General features: G+C 71.1%; 25 protein-coding genes. 8 read left to right on the plus strand and 17 right to left on the minus strand.

Annotation, left to right across the window (positions count from 1 at the left end):
- Positions 1 to 229: 229 nt before the first annotated feature.
- Entirely contained in the window at positions 230 to 1,090 is an 861-nt protein-coding gene (locus tag IE97_RS0112225; RefSeq protein WP_030236669.1) for a helix-turn-helix domain-containing protein, read from the plus strand.
- A 197-nt stretch (positions 1,091 to 1,287) separates the two neighbouring features.
- On the plus strand, positions 1,288 to 1,479 hold the full coding sequence (locus tag IE97_RS0112230; RefSeq protein WP_030236674.1) for a DUF397 domain-containing protein: 192 nt from the start codon (positions 1,288 to 1,290) through the stop codon (positions 1,477 to 1,479).
- A gap of 107 nt (positions 1,480 to 1,586) precedes the next feature.
- Here IE97_RS0112230 and IE97_RS0112235 read toward each other — a convergent pair whose 3' ends face one another.
- The 7 genes from IE97_RS0112235 to IE97_RS0112265 all read right to left on the minus strand — a co-directional run bounded on the left by IE97_RS0112235 (position 1,587) and on the right by IE97_RS0112265 (position 6,837).
- The gene (locus IE97_RS0112235; RefSeq protein ID WP_030236677.1) at positions 1,587 to 2,465 is read right to left on the minus strand and encodes a MerR family transcriptional regulator; all 879 of its coding nucleotides are present in this window, start codon (positions 2,463 to 2,465) and stop codon (positions 1,587 to 1,589) included.
- 83 nt (positions 2,466 to 2,548) lie between these two features.
- Positions 2,549 to 3,052 carry a glutathione peroxidase gene (locus IE97_RS0112240; protein ID WP_030236682.1) on the minus strand — a complete coding sequence of 168 codons (504 nt, stop codon included), beginning with the start codon at positions 3,050 to 3,052 and terminating at the stop codon, positions 2,549 to 2,551.
- Positions 3,053 to 3,107: 55 nt separating this feature from the next.
- Entirely contained in the window at positions 3,108 to 3,791 is a 684-nt protein-coding gene (locus IE97_RS0112245; RefSeq protein WP_030236686.1) for a hypothetical protein, read from the minus strand.
- A 107-nt stretch (positions 3,792 to 3,898) separates the two neighbouring features.
- Positions 3,899 to 4,693 (minus strand): SAM-dependent methyltransferase, encoded by a 795-nt coding sequence (locus IE97_RS0112250; protein WP_030236690.1) that lies wholly within the window; start codon positions 4,691 to 4,693, stop codon positions 3,899 to 3,901.
- Between the two features lie 132 nt (positions 4,694 to 4,825).
- The gene (locus IE97_RS39245; protein WP_063752193.1) at positions 4,826 to 5,329 is read right to left on the minus strand and encodes a hypothetical protein; all 504 of its coding nucleotides are present in this window, start codon (positions 5,327 to 5,329) and stop codon (positions 4,826 to 4,828) included.
- Positions 5,330 to 5,446: 117 nt separating this feature from the next.
- Positions 5,447 to 6,118, minus strand: coding sequence for a polysaccharide deacetylase family protein (locus IE97_RS0112260; protein WP_234310734.1), 672 nt, complete (start codon positions 6,116 to 6,118; stop codon positions 5,447 to 5,449).
- A gap of 35 nt (positions 6,119 to 6,153) precedes the next feature.
- Entirely contained in the window at positions 6,154 to 6,837 is a 684-nt protein-coding gene (locus IE97_RS0112265) for a glycoside hydrolase family 11 protein (protein ID WP_030236698.1), read from the minus strand.
- Between the two features lie 421 nt (positions 6,838 to 7,258).
- Between IE97_RS0112265 and IE97_RS38395 the strand changes: the two genes are divergently transcribed.
- Entirely contained in the window at positions 7,259 to 7,468 is a 210-nt protein-coding gene (locus tag IE97_RS38395; protein WP_037834557.1) for a DUF2180 family protein, read from the plus strand.
- 81 nt (positions 7,469 to 7,549) lie between these two features.
- Here IE97_RS38395 and IE97_RS0112275 read toward each other — a convergent pair whose 3' ends face one another.
- A complete protein-coding gene (locus IE97_RS0112275; RefSeq protein WP_051704929.1) occupies positions 7,550 to 9,259 on the minus strand; it encodes a CocE/NonD family hydrolase in 1,710 nt (569 codons plus the stop codon).
- A 154-nt stretch (positions 9,260 to 9,413) separates the two neighbouring features.
- Here IE97_RS0112275 and IE97_RS0112280 point away from each other — a divergent pair, with 154 nt between their 5' ends.
- Positions 9,414 to 10,130: a TetR/AcrR family transcriptional regulator C-terminal domain-containing protein gene (locus IE97_RS0112280; protein ID WP_030236703.1), complete on the plus strand. Its 717-nt coding sequence runs from the start codon at positions 9,414 to 9,416 to the stop codon at positions 10,128 to 10,130.
- A 6-nt stretch (positions 10,131 to 10,136) separates the two neighbouring features.
- Here the strand turns inward: IE97_RS0112280 and IE97_RS0112285 are convergent, their stop codons facing one another.
- The 4 genes from IE97_RS0112285 to IE97_RS42045 form a co-directional block, all read right to left on the minus strand.
- Entirely contained in the window at positions 10,137 to 10,553 is a 417-nt protein-coding gene (locus IE97_RS0112285) for a DUF7144 family membrane protein (RefSeq protein ID WP_030236706.1), read from the minus strand.
- A 30-nt stretch (positions 10,554 to 10,583) separates the two neighbouring features.
- On the minus strand, positions 10,584 to 11,084 hold the full coding sequence (locus IE97_RS0112290) for an SHOCT domain-containing protein (protein WP_030236710.1): 501 nt from the start codon (positions 11,082 to 11,084) through the stop codon (positions 10,584 to 10,586).
- 198 nt (positions 11,085 to 11,282) lie between these two features.
- The gene (locus IE97_RS0112295; protein ID WP_030236715.1) at positions 11,283 to 11,483 is read right to left on the minus strand and encodes a hypothetical protein; all 201 of its coding nucleotides are present in this window, start codon (positions 11,481 to 11,483) and stop codon (positions 11,283 to 11,285) included.
- 151 nt (positions 11,484 to 11,634) lie between these two features.
- Complete coding sequence (locus tag IE97_RS42045) at positions 11,635 to 11,778, minus strand: hypothetical protein (protein ID WP_158708273.1); 144 nt, start codon at positions 11,776 to 11,778, stop codon at positions 11,635 to 11,637.
- On the opposite strand from IE97_RS42045, the gene IE97_RS0112305 reads away from it, so the two are divergent.
- Positions 11,777 to 12,682, plus strand: coding sequence for a CocE/NonD family hydrolase (locus IE97_RS0112305; RefSeq protein WP_037844245.1), 906 nt, complete (start codon positions 11,777 to 11,779; stop codon positions 12,680 to 12,682). The two genes, IE97_RS42045 and IE97_RS0112305, sit on opposite strands and share 2 nt — an antisense overlap.
- A gap of 106 nt (positions 12,683 to 12,788) precedes the next feature.
- Entirely contained in the window at positions 12,789 to 14,960 is a 2,172-nt protein-coding gene (locus IE97_RS0112310) for a SpoIIE family protein phosphatase (RefSeq protein WP_030236721.1), read from the plus strand.
- Between the two features lie 33 nt (positions 14,961 to 14,993).
- Here the strand turns inward: IE97_RS0112310 and IE97_RS0112315 are convergent, their stop codons facing one another.
- From IE97_RS0112315 to IE97_RS0112335, 5 genes are all read right to left on the minus strand, one after another.
- Positions 14,994 to 16,178: a polyketide synthase gene (locus tag IE97_RS0112315; protein WP_030236724.1), complete on the minus strand. Its 1,185-nt coding sequence runs from the start codon at positions 16,176 to 16,178 to the stop codon at positions 14,994 to 14,996.
- Positions 16,179 to 16,452: 274 nt separating this feature from the next.
- The gene (locus tag IE97_RS0112320) at positions 16,453 to 17,475 is read right to left on the minus strand and encodes a LacI family DNA-binding transcriptional regulator (protein ID WP_030236728.1); all 1,023 of its coding nucleotides are present in this window, start codon (positions 17,473 to 17,475) and stop codon (positions 16,453 to 16,455) included.
- A 77-nt stretch (positions 17,476 to 17,552) separates the two neighbouring features.
- Positions 17,553 to 18,386 carry an ATP-binding cassette domain-containing protein gene (locus IE97_RS0112325; RefSeq protein WP_030236731.1) on the minus strand — a complete coding sequence of 278 codons (834 nt, stop codon included), beginning with the start codon at positions 18,384 to 18,386 and terminating at the stop codon, positions 17,553 to 17,555.
- Positions 18,383 to 19,396 carry an ABC transporter permease gene (locus tag IE97_RS0112330; RefSeq protein ID WP_030236734.1) on the minus strand — a complete coding sequence of 338 codons (1,014 nt, stop codon included), beginning with the start codon at positions 19,394 to 19,396 and terminating at the stop codon, positions 18,383 to 18,385. Before IE97_RS0112330 ends, IE97_RS0112325 begins: the two co-directional genes overlap by 4 nt.
- Before the next feature lie 153 nt (positions 19,397 to 19,549).
- Positions 19,550 to 20,572 (minus strand): sugar ABC transporter substrate-binding protein, encoded by a 1,023-nt coding sequence (locus IE97_RS0112335; protein WP_030236737.1) that lies wholly within the window; start codon positions 20,570 to 20,572, stop codon positions 19,550 to 19,552.
- Between the two features lie 251 nt (positions 20,573 to 20,823).
- Between IE97_RS0112335 and IE97_RS0112340 the strand changes: the two genes are divergently transcribed.
- Together IE97_RS0112340 and IE97_RS0112345 are read left to right on the plus strand one after the other, a co-directional pair.
- Positions 20,824 to 21,810 (plus strand): carbohydrate kinase family protein, encoded by a 987-nt coding sequence (locus IE97_RS0112340; protein ID WP_030236740.1) that lies wholly within the window; start codon positions 20,824 to 20,826, stop codon positions 21,808 to 21,810.
- A gap of 15 nt (positions 21,811 to 21,825) precedes the next feature.
- Positions 21,826 to 22,128: a putative quinol monooxygenase gene (locus IE97_RS0112345; RefSeq protein ID WP_030236743.1), complete on the plus strand. Its 303-nt coding sequence runs from the start codon at positions 21,826 to 21,828 to the stop codon at positions 22,126 to 22,128.
- Positions 22,129 to 22,221 lie beyond the last annotated feature (93 nt).

Consider the following 22,221-nt stretch of genomic DNA (forward strand, 5'->3'; position numbering starts at 1 on the left):
AACCGCACCACGAGCACCGCACCGCGCCCACGAACCCGGTCACGGGAGCCGCTGTCCGAGCGGGGCGGGGAGAGCGCACACTCTCCCCGCCCCGCTCGGCGTGCCCTGTCCGAAGTGGCGTGGACCCTTCGCATATCCACCGTTTCCCAGCGGTAGGAAGCACCTTGGTGGCAGTCTGCTCAACAGCAGATACGCAAAGTAGAGGCACGCAGCCGGAGGTGCACGTCCCGTGGCGTCCAATGTCAATCCCACCGTCAGGCGGCGCCGGCTCGGCCAGGAGCTGCGCAGGCTCCGTGAGCTCAAGGGCATGACGGCCGAAGAGGTCGCCGAGCGGCTGCTGGTGTCGCAGTCGAAGATCAGCCGGCTGGAGAACGGCCGGCGCAGCATCAGCCAGCGGGACGTACGCGACCTGTGCGGGGTCTACGAGGTCGAGGACCAGCGGGTCGTCGACTCGCTGATGCAGATGGCCAAGGACTCCCGCCAGCAGGGCTGGTGGCACGCCTTCGGGGACATCCCGTACAGCGTCTACATCGGCCTGGAGACGGACGCCGAGTCGCTCCGGGTGTACGAACCGCAGATCATCACCGGCCTGTTGCAGACGCGGGCGTACGCCGAGGCCATCATCCGGGGCGGTTCGCCCGAGGCGCCCGAGGCGGACAACGACAAGCGCGTCGAGGTCCGGCTGCGCAGGCAGGGCCGGATCACCGCCGAGAAGGACCCGCTGCGGCTGTGGATCGTCCTGGACGAGGCGTCCCTGCACCGGGTCGTCGGGAGCCGGCAGGTGATGCGCGAGCAGCTGGAGCACCTCATCGAGATGTCGCAACTGCCCCACATCACCGTGCAGGTGCTGCCGTTCGAGGTCGGCGCACACGCCGGTATCAACGGCCAGTACTCGATCCTGGAGTTCGCCGACGCGGCCGACTCGAGCGTGGTGTACATCGAGGGCGTGACCAGCGACCTGTACCTGGAGAAGCCGCTCGATGTGCAGAAGTACACGGTGATGTACGAGCACCTGCGCGCCCAGTCGCTGAACGTGGACCAGTCGCGGCAGCTCATCGAGCGCGTGGCGAAGGAGTACGCGCGCGGCTGACCTGCCGTCGGGTGAGGCCTCTGGCCAGGCAAAGGCTCGGGATGGTACACCCCTGGCACGCCTGGCTGGAAGTCTCCCCTGGAATATGCCACCCGGTCGAGTGAATGACTGCTCTGAACGGGGATGTTGGCGAGTAGCGTCGATCACGCCAGCCACCAGCACGGGTTGGCGTAAACGCAACTGGCTACGGAGCGAACATGGCAATTCGTCTGGGCGCCACGGAAACGTGGACGACGTCCTCCTACACCAACAACAACGGTGCCTGTGTGATGGTCAGGTCGACCGTCGAAGAGGCCCTGGAGCTCGGGGACACCAAGATCCCCGAGGGCCCCAAGCTGGCGTTCCCCGCCAACGCGTGGAACGCCTTCGTGGCCTCGGTCAAGGTCTGAACCACCGACCGACAACAGCAGAAGCACCACCGGCAGAGCCCTCTCGACCAGCATCGCCGTCCTTGCCGAGAGGGCTCAGCTCGTGCCCGGGACGCCCCGACAGGGGATCAGCTCACCGGGAACGCCACGTCACACACCGGATCCTCGGCTCCCGCCGCGCCCCAGTCCGCGAAGTACACCTCCCGGCACGGACCCGCCTGCTCCAGCCCCTCCCGGGCGATCCACTCCTCCACCGCCTCGAAAGCCGCCATGATCTGCGGGTGAGCCACCTGCGCCTTGGTGATCCGGGTGAAGGCCAGCCGCCGGGCGGGTTCCACCCGTACCTTCGTCCCCCGGGCCCGGCCATGCCGCTCGACCCACGCCCGCGCCGCCGCCTCGTCGGCCACCGGCACGCAGGCCTCGGCCGGCCCGTCGCTCTCCATCGACACCTCGGAGTGGTAGACGACGAACGGCGGTGCCGTGACGCCGCCGCACTCCCGCGCCGCCGACTCCAGCCGGCCCAGCGACGCCCCGATCCAGGCCGGCAGCTCGCCCGCCAGCACATGCCGCGTCTCACTGAGCACCACCTGCCCCGGTACGTCCACCGTCTCGACCGCGAACCTCTGGTACATCTCGGAGCTCCTCCCCGACAGTCGTCCACGGAGGTACTCGGCGAGCGTCCGCTGCCCCGCCACCCGCGCCTCGACGTCCGCCCAGTACGCGCCCAGCAGCCCGGCCGCGGTCGGACCGTCACCCGCCGAGACCACCTCGGCGATCCGGGCGAGCGGCATGTCCAACTGCCGCAGCATCGCCACCAGCCGGGCCCGTTCGACCTGGTCGGCCCGGTAGTAGCGGTAGCCGGTGGCCTCGTCGACATGCGCCGGGGACAGCAGCCCCAGCCGGTCGTACAGCCGCAGGGCCTTGGCCGACAGCCGGGCGCGCGCGGCGAACGCCCCGATGGTGAGCAGGTCCCGTTCCGGTACGTCCACCACGGCATCCTCCGTCATCGGGCGGCTCTTCCGCCCGACGACGAGGACGCTCGGCCCTGACCCTGGGGCAAGGTCAACGCCTTCGTTCCTTCCAGGGCGGGTCAGGCCAGGTGTGCCTCGATCGCCGCCACGACCTCCGGCGACTCCGGCTCGGTCTGCGGCGAGAAGCGGGCCACGACCTCGCCGTCCCGGCCGATCAGGAACTTCTCGAAGTTCCAGCGGATGTCCCCGCTGTGCCCCTCCGCGTCGGCGAAGCCGGTCAGGCGGTCGTAGAGCGGGTGCCGGTTCTCCCCGTTGACCTCGATCTTCTCGGTCATCGGGAAGGTCACGCCGTACGTCGCCGAACAGAACTCGGCGATCTCCTCGGCGCTGCCGGGCTCCTGCCCGAGGAACTGGTTGCAGGGCACGCCGAGGACCGTGAAGCCGCGCTCGGCGTACCGCTCCTGGAGCTTCTCCAGCCCTGAGTACTGCGGGGTCAGGCCGCACTTGGAGGCGACGTTCACCACGAGCACCACCTGGCCCGCGTACTGGGACAGGCCGGCGGAAGCGCCCTGCAGCGCACCGATCTCGACGTCGAGGGGAGAGGAACCGTTGGTAGTCGTCATGACCGGGATGCTAGCCGCGGTGGGCGTCCGGCCGGTTCCTCAGCGAGGGGAGGACTCAATCCTCGTCCGGGGCCTCGCCCTCGATGAGCCGTTCCGCGATGTCGTCGGCCCACTCCTGGGCCCAGCGGCGGAGCCCGGCGACGCCCTCGGCGTCGAGGCCGTGGGCGGTGAACGCGCGGTCGTCCAGCCAGTCCGTGCCGGTCAGCCGGGCCTGGAGGTCGGTGAGGTCGAAGGTGTCGGGGGAGTGGCGGCGGCCGAGCTCCTCGAGCTCCGGGTGACTCCAGCGGGCCGAGGCGGCGTGCACGTCGACCAGGTCGCCGGCGAGTCCCCGGTCGGCCAGGTCCCGCACCCGGGTGCCGACGAGGTCGTCCAGGGAGAGGGCCGGCCCGAGCTCCGTGCGGACGGGCGGGCGCCACAGCACTTCCTTGCGGACGCCGACCTCGTACTCGTCGCCGGTCGTCGCGTCGGTGACGTGGACCTGTGCGGCCAGCGGACCGGTCTCCAGGGCCCGCACCAGCCAGCCCCGCCCCACCAGTCCGGTGCGGACGGCGCCGGCGATGGCCTCCATCCCGGCGGGGTGCTCGGTGGCGACGTCCACGTCCGGCCCGGCCCGCTCCACCAGCCCGTGCGCCAGCCCCGCGAATCCGCCCGCGAGGACGAGTGAGTACGCCTCACCCACCGCGAGCAGATCGCCGAGCAACCGCCGGACCGACTCGGGGACGGGGGGTGGTGCGGCCATGCCCCGATTATCGCTGGCCAGGGACAGCAGTGCCCTTTTAGGGGGCGCGGGGAACTGCGCGACCCGCCACAACGAACCCGCACCCGCTCGACACCCCCAGTGACCCCCTACGGCTTGCGCCCCAGCCCACAGAACGCATCCACCGCACCGGCACCCGCATCCTCCGGCCCCGGCCGCCAGTCCGGCACCCGCACAACCCCCGGCTCCACCAGCTCCAGCCCCTCGAAGAACCCGGAGATCTCCGACACGGACCGCACGTAATACGGCACCGCCCCACTCGAGTTGTACGCCTCCGACGCCGCGATCATGCCCTCACTCGTGGCCGTGCTGTCGCTGATCACGAGGTGGCTGCCCGACGGCAGCCCGGCCATGAGCCGCCGTACCAGCTCGCGTGCCTGCTCGTAATCGGCGACGTGGCCGAGCGTGTTGAGGATCATCAGGCCGACCGGCTGGGAGAGGTCGAGCGTGCCCGCGGCGGCCTTCAGGACAGCCTCGGGGTCGTACAGGTCGGCGTCCAGATAGGCGGTCCGGCCCTCGGGAGTGCTGGTGAGGAGGGCGTTGGCGTGGGCCAGGACGATGGGGTCGTTGTCGACGTACACGATCCGGGCGTCCGGTGCGACGCGCTGGGCGACCTCGTGCGTGTTGTCGGCGGTCGGCAACCCGGTGCCCACGTCGAGGAACTGCCGCACACCCTGCTCCTCGGCCAGATACCGCACGGCCCGCCCCAGGAACCGGCGGCTGGTGACCGCCACGTCGACCAGGCCCGGGAAGATCGACTTGATCTGGTCGCCGATCTCGCGGTCGACCTCGTAGTTGTCCTTGCCGCCGACGAAGTAGTTCCAGAAGCGCGCGGAGTGCGGCTTGGACGTGTCGATACGGGCACGCAGGCTGTCGTCGGGCACGGCAGGGCCTCCTGGGACGGGGGTGGGGGACCGGTTCACCAACCTAGGCGAACTTCCCCGCCCCGTACGGACATCGGCCGCTCGGACCGCCCTTCCCCCGTGGGGTTTCGGCCACGAGGACCGGGCCGCCCCTCACACCCCGCCGGAAGCGAAACCGCCCAGGTGCCGGCCGCCGGTCCCGCCGGCGTCCGCGCGTCCCCGCGTCGCCAGCCACACGCCCCGGCCCAGGGCCCAGAGCACCAGCGCGGCGGCGACGGGCGTACCGAGCATGATCAGCAGACCGGCTCCGATGTTGGCCCCGACGACTCCGGCGGTCAGGATCCGCAGACCCACACCGGCCATGATCCCGACGACCACCAGCGGTCCGAGCACCCCCCACCAGCGCGGGTCCAGGTCCCCGCGCCGTGCACCCCGCACGAGCGCCGCGGCCCCGGCCACCGCAAGCACCAGCGCGACACCCCCGGCCACCGCGGCCACGCCGTCCCCGACGCCCCACGGCTGATACGCGTAGTCGAGCTCACTCGCCGGCAGTCCTTCGGCGTTCTGCTGCCCCATCAGTCCCCAGGCGGCGACGGGCACCCCGAGAACGAGCGCGACTCCGGCGACCATGGACGTAAGCATTCCCCGCTTCTTCATACGGCCATGGTCGCGGGGCCGTGCGGGGTCGTCATGAGCGCGCGTACTCAAGTACGTCCCGTGCACGCCGAGGGACCGGGCGGGGAGCCACCGGCCGGTGGCCGGTGGCTCGGCGGGTCAGCCCGGGGCCACCGCGCGGCCCGTCTGCGGGGAGATCATCCCCGCGCACAGGTTGCGGGCCGCCAGCCCCTGGGCGATGCGGGGGATCGCCGCGAGGGTGTTGGCGGACCAGTCGTGCATGAGGATGACCTGCCCGTTCGTGAGGCGGCCGGCGGACTGGACGATCGCGTCGGTGCTCGCGCCGTTCCAGTCCTGTGAGTCGACGTGCCAGAGGATCTCGGTGAGGCCGTGGCGGGCCGCGACCGACCTCACCGTCGCGTTGGTCTCGCCGTACGGCGGACGGAACAGCTTCGGCGTGCCGCCGCCCGCGTTCGCCACGGCCTGCTGGGTGCGGGAGATCTCGGAGTCGATCTGAGCCTGGCTCAGCCCGGTCAGGTGGGGATGGGTGTAGCTGTGGTTGCCGACCCACATGCCCGCCGCCACCTGGGCCCGGACCAGGGCCGGGTTGGCGGCGGCGTACTGGCCCTGGTTGAACATCGTGGCCCGCAGTCCGTTCCGGCGGAGCGCGTCGAGCAGTCGTGTCGTGTTGCCGGACGGGCCGTCGTCGAAGGTGAGTCCGACGTAGCCGCCGCATGCGGCGGTCTGCGCGGAGGTCGTCGAGGTGGTCGCCGCGGTCGCCGTGACGGTGGCGGCCGTGACCGTCGTGAGGACCGCCAGCTTCGTGAGCAAGGAGCGAGGTGACCAGTGTGAGCCGGCCATCTTCGTCACGGCCCGGTGTGCACGGTGATGCGGGAGCTGCCGCTGCTCTGGTAGCCCTCGGTCGCCATGATCATGTAGTACTTGAAGTTGCCCAGGGGCATTCCGGCGCGGGCCCAGGCGTCGAAGTGGTTGCCGGTGGTGATGGTGCCGCCCGTTCGCTTGGACTGCCGCACGCTCCAGTACTGGTCGAAGGTCTTGTTGCCCTCGACGGAGGGGGCGTTGTACCGCGTCGTCTTGTAGATGTCGTACGTACCGCCGTCGCTGGTGACGGTGCCCTTGTACTGGCCGGTGGGCCGGTAGGTGCCCCAGTTGTCGACGATGTAGTACTCGATGAGCGGGTTCGCCGTCCAGCCGTACAGGGTCAGGTACGAGTTGCCCGACGGGTTGAAGGTGCCCGAGTAGGTGACGGTGCGGCGTGCGCCGGTGCTCCAGCCCTTGCCGGCGACGAAGTTCCCGGTGTTCCGCCATGAGGTGCTGTAGGTGCCGCCGGCGGAGAGGGTCATGGAAACGGTGCCCGGCGCGTCGGTCCAGAAGGAGTAGTAGTACCGGTCGTGGGTCCCGGTCTGGTTCCTGTCGATGACCGTGTCCGCGTGGGCCGTGCCCGGCAGGGTCAGGGCGGCGACGGCGACCAGCAGCATGGTGCAGGTGCCGCTGATGAGCAGCCGTAAGTGGCTGAATACATGCTTCATGGGCGTGCTTCCTCCTCGTCCGTGTGGGGTCGTGACGGGGGCTCGCTGTCATCCGGGAGTGTTGGGCCGGCCCTTTCAACTGTCAATGGTTTCGGTGGTAGTTGCGAAAAATTCGTTGGCGGTTGGGTGTCGGTGGCGATGGATGAGGGCTGCTCAATGGCCTGTTGAGGTCGGGGGTCAGCGAACTCGGTGAATTCTGCGGAGTATTCGGGCTGTATCGCGGCATTCCGCTCATCGAATCTTTCGGAGTGTTTCCGGATCCAACGATGATCTCTCGTGGTTGATCGATCAAATCCTAGGTTTGACAAAGTCTAATTTTAGCCCTACTTTTCAATCCCCTTGAGTAGGTGTGTGCGGCCTGGGTGGGTATGTCGTGTTGGCCGGTCGCCGCGCCTGGCCCCTACTGAAATCGGAGTTGGACATGAGGTGCTACGACTGCCTCCAGGAGGCACACGGCGACACCGCCGGCATCGGTGTGTGCTCGCGCTGCGGCCTGGCCACCTGTGAGAACCACGCCCGCGTACGTCAGGTGCAGGTCACCCGCCAGATCGGCATGGGCTCCTCGCACGGCCGTATCCCGGCACGCAGGGTGGTGTGCCACACCTGCGACATGGCCGAGACGGCGCACTGACCCGCATGGTGCGCTTATCGCGCCGCGTCCCCGGTCCCCGGCCCGGACGCCGCCCCGGATCACCGGCGCGGCGTCCGGGCCTCAGTCGTGGCCACCGCCCCGGTTGCGGGAAGTCCCGCCACCATGAGGCAGCGCCAGCGCCGAGCCGGCGTGGAGGGTGATGTGGGTCGGTACGAGGCCGACGGCGTCCACCGGAGGCATTCCGGTGCCGGGGTTGCGGGCGAAGCGCGGGTGGGCGCCGCCGCTGATCTGCCATCGGACGCGGTGTCCGGCCGGGAAGCGGTGGGCGGTGTGGCTCATCGCCACGGTGGCCTCCGAGGGTGCCCGCCCGGCGGTCTCCAGCCGGGCCAGCCCGTCGCAGACGTTGGTGGAGCGGCCCTGCTCGTCCACGTCGCACAGGCGGGTGAACACGTCGGCGTGCCCGGTGTCCGTGGAGACGCGCAGCCGCGCGGAGACCGGGCCGAGGATGTCCAGGGGCTCCGCCAGGGGTGGGCCGGTGAAGGTCAGGACGTCATCCCGGGCTTCCAGGGCGCTGTTGTCGCGGGGACCGGCCGTGCGGGAGAGCAGGGGTCCGCCGATGGACGGTGTGGGGTCGGCCGGGTCGTAGCGCAAGGACGTCAGGGGGGCGGCGGGTTCGGTGGGGGCGCTCCGGGTGAGGTGCCCGTCCGGGGCGGCGAACCATGAGGTCGCGACGGGGGAGAGCGGCCACTCGTCGAGGTCCTGCCACACGTCTTCGCCGCCCCTGTGCACCCGCACGCCGGTGGGGCGCAGGCCGGAGGTCTCGGCGCACAGGTGTGCCCGAAGCCAGGCGAGGCTCTCGGTGAACACCTCGGGCCAGCCCTGCTGCATCGCGGAGGTGTGGGTCCAGGGGCCGACGAGCAGGGCGGTCTCGCATCCGGACCGGCGCAGCCGGGCGTACTGCCCGAAGGTCTGGTCGGCCAGGGCGTCGTGCCATCCGGTGATCAGACTCGTGGGGACGCTCAGCCCCTCGGCCGCCCGTGCCAGGGACGCGCCGTTCCAGTACGGGTCGTCGGCGTCCGGGTGCGTCATCACGTCGTCCAGCCACGGCACGTCCGTGAGGGCGGACGCGTACGCCCCGCGCAGCGGCCGCGCGCTGACGATGGCGCGCATCCGGCGCTGCAGGCGCAGCGTCGCCCGGACGAAGGGGGCGATCCCGCGGTGCTGGTGCGCCATGCCCACGCCGACGAGGAGGGCGTTCTCCAGCTTCAGGGCGCGGTCCGCGTGGAACAGGGCGTGGGGGTCGTGCAGTCCCACCTGCACCACCATCGCCTTCAGCTCCGGCGGCGGGTCCAGGGCGAGTGCCCACTGGACGTATCCGAGGTAGCTGGGGCCGATCGTCCCCAGTGTTCCGCCGAACCAGGGCTGGTCGCGCAGCCAGGCCACGGTGGCCCGGCCGTCCGCGGCCTCGTTGCGCCACAGGTGGAACTCGCCGCCGGAGCCGCCGGTGCCGCGGCAGCTCTGCAGGACGACGTGGAAGCCCTGTTCGGCGAAGAGCATGCCGTACATGGGCGACCACGGCACGCCCCTGCCGTAGGGCGAGCGCACCAGGAGGGTGGGGAAGTCGCCGTCCGCGCGGGGGAAGTAGTGGTCCGTGATGAGCGGGCTGCCGTCGGCGGCCGGCACCACCAGTCCTTGCTCCCACCCGACGTCGTGCCGCTTGGCCGGGAGGCCGCGCCACATCGCCCTCATCATCCGTGAGGAAAGCGGCGGCTTCCGCGCGGGCGGTGTCCAGGCCGGCCTTGCCGCGGGGTCGTGCGTCCGTGCTGTCATGGGTCCCCTCCTCGATTATCCGTACGGCGTACGGAAATTATTTACGTACACTGTACGGGAATGGAAGGGGTGCTTGGATGGTGGCCTCGCCAGAGGCCTCCCCGGTGTGGCCTCCCCCGTGGCCTCAGTGATCGACAGAAGGAGTACGAGGACCGTGACGCGTGACGGCGGGGCCGGCGCCGCCGGTGTCGACCCCGAACAGCTGTGGCTGAACCCCGGTCAGCCCCGTAGGGGCCGCAAGCCCGCCTTCAGCCGGGAGGCGATCACGGCGGCCGCCGTGGCACTGGCGGACGCGGAAGGGCTCGAAGCGGTCACCATGCGGCGGGTCGCCACACAGGTCGGAGCCGGAGTCATGTCGCTCTACAGCTACGCCTCCGACAAGGAGACGCTGCTGGAGCTGATGGTCGACCACGTCAGCGGCGAACTGCCGACATCAGGCGCCGCCACCGGCGACTGGCGCGCCGACGTGAAGGCCGTCGCGCACGACCAGCGCGAACTGATGCTCCGTCACCCCTGGCTGCCCGCAGCCCTCTCCACCCGTCGCAGCCTCGGCCCCAACACCCTGGCGTTCCTGGAACGCGCACTCGCCGCCCTACGGCCCACCGGGCTGGACGGCGCGGCCAGACTGGAGGTCTTCGCCCAGCTCACGGCGTTCGTCGCCGGGCACGTCGCCCACGAGATCCTGCAGGCGGCCGCGACCCGGTCCCCCGACCGGGTCGCGGCCGAAGCCCGCTACCTCGCGACGGTCGCCGCGGACGGCCGACACCCGGAACTCGCCGAAGCCCTCACGGCCCCGGCCCGCCCCCTCACCCCCGACGCCACGTTCACCCGGTTCCTCAACCGCCTGGTCGACGGCCTGGGCACCGGCTGAAGATCTCTACGCGAGGTCCTCACTCCGCACCGTGCACAGCGCCCAGATGACGAAGCCGGAGAGCGCGATCATCACGACCGACCAGATCGGGTACTGCGGCAGGGTGAGGAAGTTGGTGATGATGAGGAGAGCGGCCAGGGCCACGCCGAGGACCCGCGCCCACGTCCTGGCCCGGAACAGCCCGAGGGCGACGAGCACGGAGAGCGCGCCCAGGATGAGGTGGATCCAGCCCCAGCCGGTCAGGTCGAACTCGAACACGTAGTTGCGCGTCGCGACGAAGATGTCGTCCTCGGCGATGGCCATGACGCCCCTGAAGATGTCGAGCAGGCCGACGAGGAAGAGCATCACTGCGGCGAACACGGCCAGTCCGGCCGCCGTACCGCGCCTGGCCGTGTGCGTCGGCCGGGTGTGTGTCGCTGCCATCGTGCACCTCGTTTCAGGTGGTCCCGGCGCTCAGCGGCCGGAGGTGGGGAAAGTGGTGGAGCCGGCGGGGTCCGCCGGGCCGTCGCCCTGGCCCTGACCGCGGGCCTGGCCGTGACCGGTCAGGACGAGTTCCTTCGCCCTGCGGAACTCCTCGTCCGTGATGTCGCCGCGGGCGCGGATCTCGGACAGCCTCGTGAGTTCGTCGACGCTGCTGGACCGGCCTCCCCCGGCGGCCGTCTCCCTGATGTACGAGTCGAACTCCTCCTGCTGCGCCCGGGCCTGCGCGATCTCCCGGCGGCCCATGTTGTCGCCGCGGGCGATCACGTAGACCAACACGCCCAGGAAGGGCAGCACGAGGCAGAACACCAGCCAGCCGGCCTTGGCCCAGCCGCTCAGGTCGTCGTCGCGGAAGATGTCCAGGACGACCCGGAAGAGCAGGATGAACCACATGACCCACAGGAAGACCCAGAGGATCGTCCAGAAGGCGCTCAGCAGGGGAAAGTCGTACGCCAGGTAGGTCTGCGCGCTCATGTCGTCCTCCGTTCCGGGCACTCGCCGGACGCGGTTCCGTGCCGAACCTCAGCGTGCCCACGGCAAAGACGGGGTGGCTTCACCCTTCGCGGGTGATCGTGTGGGGACACCCCGGCCGCCTCGGCGACGTTGGCCGTGCGGGGACGGCGAGGCGTCCAGCGCTCCCGCCGCGGCGGGTGACCCGTGTTCGGCCCCGCGTCAGTACTCCGGCAGCCGCCGCATCTCCACGACGCGCAGACCCAGTGACTGGATGCGGGCCAGGAGTCCGTACAGGTGCGCCTCGTCGACGACGGGCCCGTACAGGACCGTCTGGTCGGACACCACCACGTGCCCCAGCTCGGGGAACGCCTTGGTCAGCGTTTCCGACATGTGTCCCGCGATGCGGATCTCGTAGCGCATGAGCTGTTCTCCCGCGGGTGGCCGTGGGAAGCGGCGGCCGACGACGCCTTTCCCCCGATCCTCGCCGCCGGTGCTCGCCATCGGCTTCACCCGGCACAGGTGACCCGCATGTCATGGGGGGGGAGGGAGGGCCGGCCCGGCCCCCCGCGTCTCACCGCGCGACCGTCGCGAGCACGTCGTGCCCCAGTCGCCGGATGACGTCCGTGGCGAGCCGGTGACGCACCGGCTTCCCGTCCCGCGTCGACCGCACCAGCACGTGCAGCCGACGTGTCTTGGCGAACCACTCCCGCAGCATGGCGCCCTCGTACCTGGAGTTCCGCCGCCGCTGGTTCGACCGGGCGCTGGGCCGTGAAACGGCGACCGGAGACGACGTCCCGGCGGTCCGGTACTTCCTCATGGGCGGCGGCGACGGCAGACGCGACGCGGCGGGCCGCATGCGCCACGGCGGCACCTGGCGCACGGACACGAACTGGCCCCCCACCTCGACGTCCCCGGTGATCCTCTACCTCACCACCGACGGCGGCCTGTCCACCACGCCACCCACCACCCCGGCCGCCTCCGTCACCTACGACTTCGACCCGCGCCGCCCCGTCCCCACCATGGGCGGCCAGATCACCTCGGGCGAACCGGTGATGACGGGCGGCGCCTACGACCAGAACGCCCCCGACGCCCGCGTCTACGGGGCCCGCGAACCCTACCTGCCCCTGGACTCCCGCCCGGACGTGATCAGCCTGACCACACCCCCGCTGGAACGGGACGTGGTCCTGGCCGGCCCGGTCTCGGCACGGCTCCACATCTCCACGTCGGCCCCGGACACCGACTTCACCGTCAAACTGATCGATGTCCACCCGCCCAACGCGGACTATCCCCACGGCTTCGCCATGAACCTCACGGACGGCATAGTCCGCTGCCGCTTCCACCGCTCCTGGGAGCACCCGGAGCCGCTCACCCCCGGCAAGATCTACGAGATCGAGGTGACGGCCCCCGACACGGCGAACCTCTTCGCCACCGGCCACCGCATCCGCCTGGACATCTCCTCCAGCAACTTCCCCCGCTTCGACGTCAACACCAACACGGGCGAGCCGGAGGCCATGGCCCGCCGCACGGCGACGGCCACGAACACCGTGTACATGGACGCGGGGCGTCCCTCGCACCCGCGGGTCCGGCTGGAGGGAGGAGCGTCCGTTCTGCCCGCGTGACGCGCTGGTGGGGCGAAGCCGCCCCGGGTGTTATTGAATGAGGTGTGCGCTCAGGAATCCCGGGACCCGCTCGCACGGGTTCTCCAGAGCGAGACTAGAGAGCCGCATGGACTCCACATCCTCCCCTTCGTCCTCGTCCTCGTCGCCGTTCGACATGGTCAGCAGCGCGTTGGCGCAGTACATCCCGCGCGGCGGAGCGGCAGCGGCTGCCGCCGACGCCGCCGACTCGCAGAACGACCGCCCCGCCCGCCGCAGCGCATCCGCCGGTGCGGCCCCCGGCCGTCAGGAGCAGATCCTCGGCGCGGTCAACCTGGACCGGGACCTGAGGATCACCCGGAGCAATCTGGACGCGCCCGTTTTCGCCGGGGTGGACGCCGAGACCGGGAGTTCTTTCCTCGATCTTCTGCCTCCCGGGGACGTACCGACGGTCACCCGGCGGTTGCGGCAGGTCCTCGAGACCGGTGAACCGCACGTCGCCCGGGTCCAGCGCCTGCGGCGCGATGACGGGTCGGAGCTGGTCGTGTCGCTGAGCATCCTGGCCGCCGCACCGCCGCACGAGGGCCTGACCGTCACCCTGATCGCCATGGCCAGGAGGCTGCACCTGTACGCCGCCGAGACCGCGATCGGCACCTCGCTGGACATCGGCGAGACCGCGCAGTCGCTGGCGCAGTCCCTGCTGGCCTGGGGAGACGTGGCCGCCGTCGACCTCGACTTCGCCGTGTGGACGGGCGAGGCCGTCACCGGGCAGCCGCAGAGACGCGTCCGGCTGCGGCGGGCCGCCCTGGTGCCGGACCGGGCGTGGCCCGACGGCTACGTGACCCCGGGTGGTCATCTCCCCAGCGAGGCGAGTCGGCTGCTGTCGCACGCGATCGGGCGTGACGATGCCGCGCAGCCCATCGTCGTACCCGATCGGGAGGCGATCGAGCGAGTACTCGGCAGTCCGCGGCTGATCTGTGCCCTGGTGCCCGGTGACCGCGCGGCGGCTGTGGTGTTCCTGCCGCTGGTTCTGGACGACACGCCGCCCGTCGTGCTGGGCGTGGCGGAGGTCTGGCGGCGGGCGGACCGGCCCTTCGAGGACAGCGAGCTGCTCGACCTGCAGGAACTGGTGGAACGTACCTCCCACCACGTCGACCTGGCCCGCCGGCACCAGCGCGAGCACACGCAGGTGCTGGCGTTGCAGCGCCGGCTGCTGCCGCGGACCAGCGGCGACACCATCGAGACGGCCATCGTCTACCAGCCCGCCACCCCCGACAGCGCGGGCGTCGGCGGCGACTGGGTGAACAGCTTCCCGCTGCCGGACGGCCGCACCGCGCTGGTGGTCGGTGACGTCGTCGGGCACGGCCTGGGAGCCGCGGCGACCATGGGGCAGCTGAGCATGGAGGCCCGCGCGCTGCTGTCCGCGGGGCTGGCACCCGACGAGGTGCTGGAGCACCTGGACGAGACCGTGACCCTGCTGGACGACGCTGAGTCGGGGCTGGCGGCCGGCTACAGCGCCCTCGGGTCGACCTGCTGCATCGCCGTGTACGACCCGGTGAGCCACCGAGTGGCGTTGTCCAGCGCGGGCCATCTCCCTCCGGTCCTGGTCCCGCCGGACGGGCCCGCGGGCCCGGTCGCGGTCCGCCCGCACCCCGGCCTGGGCACCGAGTTCGCCCTGCGTGAGCCCTTCGAAGTGCACACCTTCGCCGCCCCTCCGGGCTCGCTGCTCGCCCTCTACACCGACGGCCTGGTGGAGGACCCCACCGTTTCGATCGACGAGGGCATCGGCAGGCTCGCGGACGCCGTGTCCGCCGTGCACCCCTGGGACCCCCTGCAGCAGGCCGCCCGGCACGTGGCCGCCACCCTGGCGCCCGGGCGCCGGCGCGACGACGTGACCCTGCTGCTCGCGCGCATGATCGGCTACCGCAAGGACGACACCGCGACCTGGCGCCTGCCCGCCCGCTACGACGCGGCCGCCCGGGCCCGCACGCTGGTCGCCGCGCTGCTGGGGCAGTGGCGCACCCGGGAGGGCACCCGGGACAGCGTGCTGCTGGTGGTCAGCGAGCTGGTCGCCAACGCGGTCCGTTTCGCCCGCGGGCCCCTCACCGTACGGGTGATCAGGACCGGGGACGGGTTGCTGTGCGAGGTGGGCGACACCGGCAACGGCAGGCCGCGACTCGGCCGCAACCGGCCCCTCGACGACGGCGGTCGTGGCCTGCACGTCGTACACGGGCTCACCACCCGGTGGGGGGTGCGGTGGACGGACAGCGGCAAAGTGGTCTGGGCGGCGATCGGGAGGTGACGCGACGCCGGGCGGCCGTAGGGCGAGGCCTCCTTACAGCCACTCCCCTTCCAGGGCGGTGGCCGTGAGGCCCGGGGCCGCCGCGTACAGGACGGCACGACTGCCCGGTTCCTGCCCGGCGTCATGCGCTCTGCGCATGATGTCGAACACGGCGGCGCCTCCGCGGTTGCCGGTGGTGTAGCTGTCCCGGCTGTACTGCAGCAGCCCCGACGGCCACCCGTCGGGCATCGTCTGCTCCATGTACTCCAGCACCCGGGTCCCGCCGGGGTGCGCGAGCAGGACGTCGGGGTGCCAGGAGCCGGGGTCGTCCTGGTAGCGGACGCGCAGCCACTCCCACATCGCGGTGACCGTCTCCTGTACGGCCCGCGGCCCGCGCCGGTCCATCACGAAGTGGGTGCCGTCCGCCCGTGTCTCCAGGCGGTGCAGGTCCTGGGTGCCGGGCAGGGTGTGGTGCCAGGCGGTGTCCAGCCGCAGCACCGACTCACGCCTCGGGCGGCCCGTGACCACCGTGGCGACCGCGGTGTCCGCGAACAGCAACCGGACGATCAGGGACTCCAGGGTGTCGTCCGCGGGCTGGTAGGTCGTGCTCAGCGCCTCCGCGATCACGACCAGGACCACGCGGTCCGGGTCCGCGGCCACGAGATCCGCCGCCAGTGCCAGGGACCGGGTCCCGGCGATGCAGGCCCACTGGGTGGCCGGCAGCAGCACCACGTCGTCACGGAGCGGGAGCTTGTTGGCCAGGGCGATGTCCAGCCCCGGCAGCGCCGGGGTGGTGGAGTGGCTGGTGATCAAGCAGTCGACGTCCTCGGGGTCCAGCCCGGCGATCTGCAGGGCCCCGCGCGCCGCCTGCTCCCCGTAGGACTGCACGGCCGCCCACGCGGGCGCGGTGCGCTCCTGCACGGTCTGCGGCGCGGGTATCGCCTCCAGGGCGCCGATCACCCGGTCCACGTCCCGCTCGGTGAACCCGTCACGGGCCAGCGCCTCCCTGGCCGGCCCGACGCCGGCGGCGAGCAGACCGCTCCCGCCACCCGGTGCGACGGCGGCCTCCAGTGGCAGCATCCACCCGCGGGTTTCGATGCCCGTACTGGCCGCGATGGCGTCGATCCGCGGCGCCCAGGCGGCGTGCGGGTGCCGATCGCGTACTTCCGTCACGATCTGGCTGGTCTTCACGGTGTGCCTGCCGTGGATCACGGCAGGGGGGCACAGGTAAGCGGCCATGGTGGGCACCTTTCTGCGGGAAGTAAGGGGGAATAACGCCACACATGCCGCTTCGGGCGCCGGCGTCCGGTCTGAGCATGGACGCCAAATGGACATTTGCGCAGTGACTTGGGCAACTTGGACCACTTTTTGCGGGGTGAGGTGGCCCACACAGCTGTCGGCCACGCCAAAGACCCCGGACCGTGATCGGTCCGGGGTCTCCACGTCGCCGTACACCTACTGCCGACGAACCGTCAGAAAGGTCGCTGATCCGCCAGGTTGGCCGGCGAGCCGCCTACGGCCTGGGCGCCGGCTGCTCCCCCGAGCCCCGGACGATCAGCCGGGTGGGAACGGTGAGGGTGCGGGCCCGCGAGCGGTCGCCGTCGAGGCGGGCGAGCGCGGTGGCCGCGGCGCTGCGGCCCAGTTCCCCGGGGTCCTGGGCGACGACCGTCAGGGCCGGTTCCAGGGCCTCGGCGAGTGACACGTCGTCGAAGGCGACGACGGCTACGTCCTTGCGCTTGCCGCGGGCGAGTTCGGCCACGATGCCGAGCGCCATGATGTTGTTCCCGGCGAACAGGGCCGTGGGCGGATCGGCCAGGTCGAGCAGTTGGGAGGTCACCGCCTCCGCTCCCCGCTGATCGTGTGCGCTGACCACCAGCGAGCGGTCGTAGGGAATGTCGGCCTCCCGCAGCGCCGCCCGGTATCCGGCGAAGCGCTCGCGGCGGGTGTACAGCTTCACGGGCAGGTCCCCGACGAACCCGATGCGCCGGTGCCCGTGGGCGATCAGGTGGGCGACGCCCTCCTGCGCCCCCGCCCGGTTGGAGCTGACGATGCTGTCCGTGACCAGGCCGACCCCCGGCCGGTCGAGGAAGACGACGGGCAGCCCCGCCGTGCGGTGCGGCTTGAGACCGGAGTGGTCGGCGCCGACGGACGGCACGACGATCAGGATGCTGACGCGCCGGGCCAGGAACTGCGCCGTCAGGGCGCGTTCGCGCTCGGGGTCGTCCGCGGAGGAGCCCATGAGCAGCGTCAGCCCGCGGTCCCGGACCGTGTCCTCGATACTGCGGGCGACGGCTCCGAAGAAGGGGTTGGCGAGGTCGGGGACGACCAGCCCGATGGTGGTGTCCGGACCGCCGACGCGGATGTTGCGGGCCATGAGGTTCGGCTGGAAGCCCAACTTGGCTACCGCGGCGAGTACTTGTTCCCGCGTCTGCGCCGAGACGGGCCCGTCCTCGTTGAGGACCCGGGAGACCGTCTTGGCGCTGACCCCTACGTCTCGGGCGACATCGGCCAAGGTGGGGCGGCGTCTGGCTGCCATGGAGGAAACCGTCTCCTGAGTGCTCCCGGGTTCCGGGCCGCGGCCTCGGCCGGAACATGCGGGAGCGGTTCGCGCTGTCAGGTGGCCTGTACTCCGGCGGCCTTCGCGGCCTCGGAATCCGCTACGACAGTATCTCCAGCCTCGTCGACGGTGAGCGCGCCGGTCATGATGGCGACGACCTCCGCCATGGAGTAGTCGGACGGCTTGATCACGGCCGCCCGCCGGCCCAGCCGGTGGACGTGGATCCGGTCGGCGATCTCGAAGACGTGCGGCATGTTGTGGCTGATCAGGACGACCGGCATGCCCTTGTCACGGACCCGGCGGATCAGGTCGAGGACCTGGCCGGACTCCTTGACGCCGAGGGCGGCCGTGGGTTCGTCCATGACGACGACGCTGCGCGCCCAGGCGACCGCGCGGGCGACCGCCACGGCCTGGCGCTGTCCGCCGGAGAGCGTCTCGACGGCCTGGGTCAGCGAGCGCAGGCCGATCTTCAGGTCGGCCATGTGCTCTGCGGCCTCCTGCCGCATGCGCTTCTTGTCGAGCATGCGGAAGGCGCTGCCGAGGATGCCCGGGCGGCGCAGCTCGCGGCCGAGGAACATGTTGGAGGCGATGTCCATGGAGGCCGCCACGGCGAGGTCCTGATAGACCGTCTCGATGCCGTGCGCGCGTGCGCTCTGCGGCCCGGAGAACTGGATCGGCTCGCCGTTCAGGCGTATCTCGCCCTCGTCCGGCACCACCGCGCCGGTGAGGGCCTTGATGAGGCTGGTCTTGCCGGCGCCGTTGTCGCCGATGACGGCGAGGACCTCGCCGGGCAGCAGGTCGAAGTCGGCACCGTCGATGGCGGTGACATGGCCGTAGCGCTTGACCAGACCGCGAGCCTGCAGAACGGGGGTCGCCGTGTTGGTGGTCATCGGGCCTTCCTCCGGGAGATCTGGTCGACGGTCACCGCGAGGATCACCAGGACACCGGTGATCAGGGTCTGGTAGACGGAGGCGACACCCATCAGCTGCAGGCCGTTGCGGAACACGCCGACGATCAGGACGCCGATGAACGTGCCCAGCACCGACCCGCGTCCGCCGAACAGGCTGGTGCCGCCGAGCACCACGGCGGTGATGCTGTCGAGGTTGTCGGTCTGCCCGGCCTGCGGGTCACCGACTCCGGTGCGGGAGATGAGCAGGAGGGCGGCGATGCCGTAGAGGACACCGGCCACGGTGTAGACGCCGATGGTCAGCCGGGAGGTGCGGATGCCGTTCAGCCGTGCCGCTTCCGGGCTGTTGCCCAGGGCGTAGACGTGCCGGCCCCAGCTGGTGCTGCTCAGCGCGTAGGCGAGGAGGAGGAACAGGGCGATGGTGACCAGCGAGCCGTAGGTGATGTCGGTCTTGCCGAGCGGGAAGGTCTGCCCGAGGGCCGTCAGCGGGCCGGGCAGGTTGCTGACCGTCTGCTCCTCGGAGTAGATGTGCGTCAGCGCGAACGCCACGTTGAGCATGCCGAGGGTGACGATGAACGGCGGCAGCGGGATCTTCTTCACCAGCGCCCCGTTGAGCATGCCGAAGCCGCCGCAGACGACCAGGCCCAGCGCGATCGCGGCGAGCGGTGGCAGGGTGCCCTCGGCGGCCATCTTGGCGATCACGATGCTGCCGAACGCCATCACCGCACCGCAGGACAGGTCGATGCCCGCGGTGAGGATGATCAGCGTCTGGCCGATGGCCAGGGTGCCGACGACCATGACCTGCTGCACGATCAGCGAGAAGTTCCCGCCGGTGAGGAACTGGTCGGTCGAGAGGGAGAAGAAGACGCAGGCCAGGAGGAGGGCGACCAGCGGGCCCGCGGTCGGCTGCGTGAGCAGCCGGCGGACCGTGGTCGGCGCCTTGAGGTCCGCGTACGGCGTGGACGTGGAGGGTGGCGTGGACGTGGCAGTCATGCGAGTCCTTGTCGGGAGACAGAAGTCCTGGTCGGTCCTGCTCGGTCCGTGTCGGGCGGCAGGAGGACGAGGGGGCGGCCGTCCCCGGTCGGGGAGGTGGGGCCGGCCGCTCCGCTGAGGGGTGTCTGACGGCGGCTGCCGCGGGCCGGCGGCTCAGCCCCAGCAGTTGTCCAGGCCGTAGGCGGTGTCCTTGGAAGCGGCGCCGTCCTGCGCCTTGTCGGTGATCAGGGTGACGCCGGTGTCGGTGTAACCCGAGGCCTTCTTGCCGTCCTTGGCGTACGTCACGACGGCCTTGACGCCCTCGGCGGCCATCTTCAGCGGGTACTGCTGCGAGGTCGCGGCGATCTTGCCGTCCTTGACGGCCCGGGTGCCGGTGCAGCCGCCGTCGACGGAGACGATCAGCACGTCCTTCTCCCGGCCCTTGGCCTTGAGCGCGGTGTACGCGCCCAGGGCGGCGGGCTCGTTGATGGTGTAGACGACGTTGATGTCGGGCGCCTTCTGCAGGCAGTTCTCCATCGCGGTCTGGCCCTTGGCCTGGTCGCCGCCGGTGTCCTGGGAGCAGACGACGGAGGGGTCGCCCTCCTTGACGCCGAAGCCCTTCAGGAAGCCGTTGTGCCGCTGGACGCCGACGGAGACGCCCGGCGCGAGGTCGAGGGTGGCTATCTTCGCCTTCTTGCCCTTCATGGCGGCCTTGGCGTACTCGCCGATCAGCTCACCGGCCTTGAGGTTGTCGGTGGCGAACAGGGCGTCGACGGCGCTCTCCGGCTCGGTCGGGGTGTCCAGGGCGATGACCAGGACACCCTTGGCGCGGGCCTTCTCGATGGCGGGCACGATCGCCTTGGAGTCGCTCGGGGTGATCAGGATGCCCTTCACACCGGACGCGACCATGTTCTCGATGGCGGTGACCTGCCCGGCGTTGTCGCCGTCGAACTTGCCCGCGGCGGTGGACAGTTTGACGCCGTTCTCCTTGGCGGCCTCCTCCGCGCCCTCCCGCATCTTCACGAAGAACGGGTTGGTGTCGGTCTTGGTGATCAGGCCGACCTTGACCTCGCCCGATCCGCTGGCAGCGGTGCCCGATCCGGATCCGGATCCACAGGCGGTCAGGGCGAGGGCCGCGACGCCCGTGCACGCGGCGGCTCTGAGCAAGGAGGAGGGCAGACGAGAGATGCGTGACATGAACGACTCCTGCGGGATCGCGGGCGGGCGGCCGGCATCGAGTCATGCCGTCCCGAGGTGTCAACGATGACTTGTGACATCGTTGACACCGCTTGGCGAGGATGATGGACTCCGCTCCTCGGCAACGTCAATGCCTTGCACTCGTCACAAATCGGCAACGCCCCCGCGGCCGTCGCCCGCCCGAAGCCGTTCGCCGGCATGCCCGGGGCTCGTCCGTTTCCGCCTCGCGCGTTCCAAGAGAAGAGCCGCCCATGAGTCCGCGCCAGATCACCGTCCTGGGGGAGTGCGTCGCCGACGCGTTCACCGAACCCGCACGTGCCCGGAACGAACTCGCCCTGCGCGTGCTGCCTGGTGGCGGACCCGCCAACACGGCCGTGGCCCTGGCCCGGCTGGGCACCCCGGCCCGCTTCCTCGCCCGCCTGTCCGGCGACGTGTTCGGCCGTCTCTTCCGGACCCACCTGGAGGCGTCCGGCGTGGATCTGTCGCACGCCGTCGAGGCCGCCGAGCCCAGCACCCTCGCCGTGGCCGAGCTGGACGACCGGGGGCAGGCCGCGTTCTCCTTCCACGCCCAGGCCACCGCCGACTGGCAGTGGACCGGCGCGGAACTGGCCGGGGTGGACCTGGCCGGCACCGCCTGTGTGCACACCGGGTCACTGGCCCTGGTCAAGGAACCAGGGGCGGCGGTGGTGGAGGACTTCCTGGCGGCGGCCGCCCCCCGGGCCACCATCAGCATCGACCCCAACGTCCGCCCGCTCCTGGTGCGGCCCGAGGTCTACCGCGCCCGGCTGGCGCACTGGTGCGGCCTCGCGGACGTGCTGCGGCTGAGCGAGGACGACCTGGATCTCCTCCTGCCCGGAACGCCCCCGGAGCAGGCGTGCGACACCTGGCATGCGGCGGGGACGCGACTCGTCGTGATCACGCATGGCGCCGACGGCGCCCTGGCCTCACTCGACGGGGAGCGGGTGCGGGTGCCGGCGGTGGCGACACCGGTCGTCGACACGGTCGGTGCGGGGGACTCCTTCACCGCGGGCCTGCTGCACCACCTCGACTCCCACGGGCTCCTCGGCGGCAGGCTGACGGACCTGCGCATCGGCGATGTCGAGGCAGCCTGCCTGTTCGCCGTGAAGGTCGCGGCCCTGACCTGCTCGGTCGCCGGCCCGAACCCGCCGTGGCCGGACCAGCTGACTCGGTTCACGACGGACGCGCCCTCCGTCCAGCACCTCGACCCCACCCACTGACAAGGACGGCACACCATGAAGAAGACCCTGCTCGCCGAGTTCACCGCCCGAGAGGGAGCGGAGGACGAGGTCGCCCGCCTGATCCGCGACTACGCCCTGAAGGTGCGCGAGGAGGAAGGCAACCTGGCCTTCGACGTCTACACCAAGGCGGCGAACCCCCGCGCCTACTGGATCTTCGAGGTCTACCGGGACGAGGACGCCTTCACAGCACATCTCAACGCCCCGTACGGCGCCCCGTTCAACGCCGCCCTCACCCCGCTGATCGAGGAGGACGCCTCCGTGCTGACGTTCCTCGACCCGCTGACCACCCGTCCCTGACACGGCAGCGCCCAGCGGGAGTTCATCGCTGCCCTGCCGTGTCCGCGTCGGCCGGTCCGGCGCACTCTGCGCACGCCGAGGGGCCCTTGCGCA

Source organism: Streptomyces sp. NRRL S-455, assembly GCF_000717875.1.
In the GTDB taxonomy this organism is placed as follows: Bacteria; Actinomycetota; Actinomycetes; order Streptomycetales; family Streptomycetaceae; genus Streptomyces.

Bases quoted from the DNA above. Each gene is read 5' to 3' on its own strand.
- IE97_RS0112230 (WP_030236674.1), top strand. From the start codon at position 1,288: ATGGCAATTCGTCTGGGCGCCACGGAAACGTGGACGACGTCCTCCTAC.
- IE97_RS0112235 (WP_030236677.1), bottom strand. From the start codon at position 2,465: ATGACGGAGGATGCCGTGGTGGACGTACCGGAACGGGACCTGCTCACC.
- IE97_RS0112240 (WP_030236682.1), bottom strand. From the start codon at position 3,052: ATGACGACTACCAACGGTTCCTCTCCCCTCGACGTCGAGATCGGTGCG.
- IE97_RS0112245 (WP_030236686.1), bottom strand. From the start codon at position 3,791: ATGGCCGCACCACCCCCCGTCCCCGAGTCGGTCCGGCGGTTGCTCGGC.
- IE97_RS39245 (WP_063752193.1), bottom strand. From the start codon at position 5,329: ATGAAGAAGCGGGGAATGCTTACGTCCATGGTCGCCGGAGTCGCGCTC.
- IE97_RS0112265 (WP_030236698.1), bottom strand. From the start codon at position 6,837: ATGAAGCATGTATTCAGCCACTTACGGCTGCTCATCAGCGGCACCTGC.
- IE97_RS38395 (WP_037834557.1), top strand. From the start codon at position 7,259: ATGAGGTGCTACGACTGCCTCCAGGAGGCACACGGCGACACCGCCGGC.
- IE97_RS0112275 (WP_051704929.1), bottom strand. From the start codon at position 9,259: ATGACAGCACGGACGCACGACCCCGCGGCAAGGCCGGCCTGGACACCG.
- IE97_RS0112285 (WP_030236706.1), bottom strand. From the start codon at position 10,553: ATGGCAGCGACACACACCCGGCCGACGCACACGGCCAGGCGCGGTACG.
- IE97_RS0112290 (WP_030236710.1), bottom strand. From the start codon at position 11,084: ATGAGCGCGCAGACCTACCTGGCGTACGACTTTCCCCTGCTGAGCGCC.
- IE97_RS0112295 (WP_030236715.1), bottom strand. From the start codon at position 11,483: ATGCGCTACGAGATCCGCATCGCGGGACACATGTCGGAAACGCTGACC.
- IE97_RS0112305 (WP_037844245.1), top strand. From the start codon at position 11,777: ATGGCGCCCTCGTACCTGGAGTTCCGCCGCCGCTGGTTCGACCGGGCG.
- IE97_RS42045 (WP_158708273.1), bottom strand. From the start codon at position 11,778: ATGCTGCGGGAGTGGTTCGCCAAGACACGTCGGCTGCACGTGCTGGTG.
- IE97_RS0112310 (WP_030236721.1), top strand. From the start codon at position 12,789: ATGGACTCCACATCCTCCCCTTCGTCCTCGTCCTCGTCGCCGTTCGAC.
- IE97_RS0112315 (WP_030236724.1), bottom strand. From the start codon at position 16,178: ATGGCCGCTTACCTGTGCCCCCCTGCCGTGATCCACGGCAGGCACACC.
- IE97_RS0112320 (WP_030236728.1), bottom strand. From the start codon at position 17,475: ATGGCAGCCAGACGCCGCCCCACCTTGGCCGATGTCGCCCGAGACGTA.
- IE97_RS0112325 (WP_030236731.1), bottom strand. From the start codon at position 18,386: ATGACCACCAACACGGCGACCCCCGTTCTGCAGGCTCGCGGTCTGGTC.
- IE97_RS0112330 (WP_030236734.1), bottom strand. From the start codon at position 19,396: ATGACTGCCACGTCCACGCCACCCTCCACGTCCACGCCGTACGCGGAC.
- IE97_RS0112335 (WP_030236737.1), bottom strand. From the start codon at position 20,572: ATGTCACGCATCTCTCGTCTGCCCTCCTCCTTGCTCAGAGCCGCCGCG.
- IE97_RS0112340 (WP_030236740.1), top strand. From the start codon at position 20,824: ATGAGTCCGCGCCAGATCACCGTCCTGGGGGAGTGCGTCGCCGACGCG.
- IE97_RS0112345 (WP_030236743.1), top strand. From the start codon at position 21,826: ATGAAGAAGACCCTGCTCGCCGAGTTCACCGCCCGAGAGGGAGCGGAG.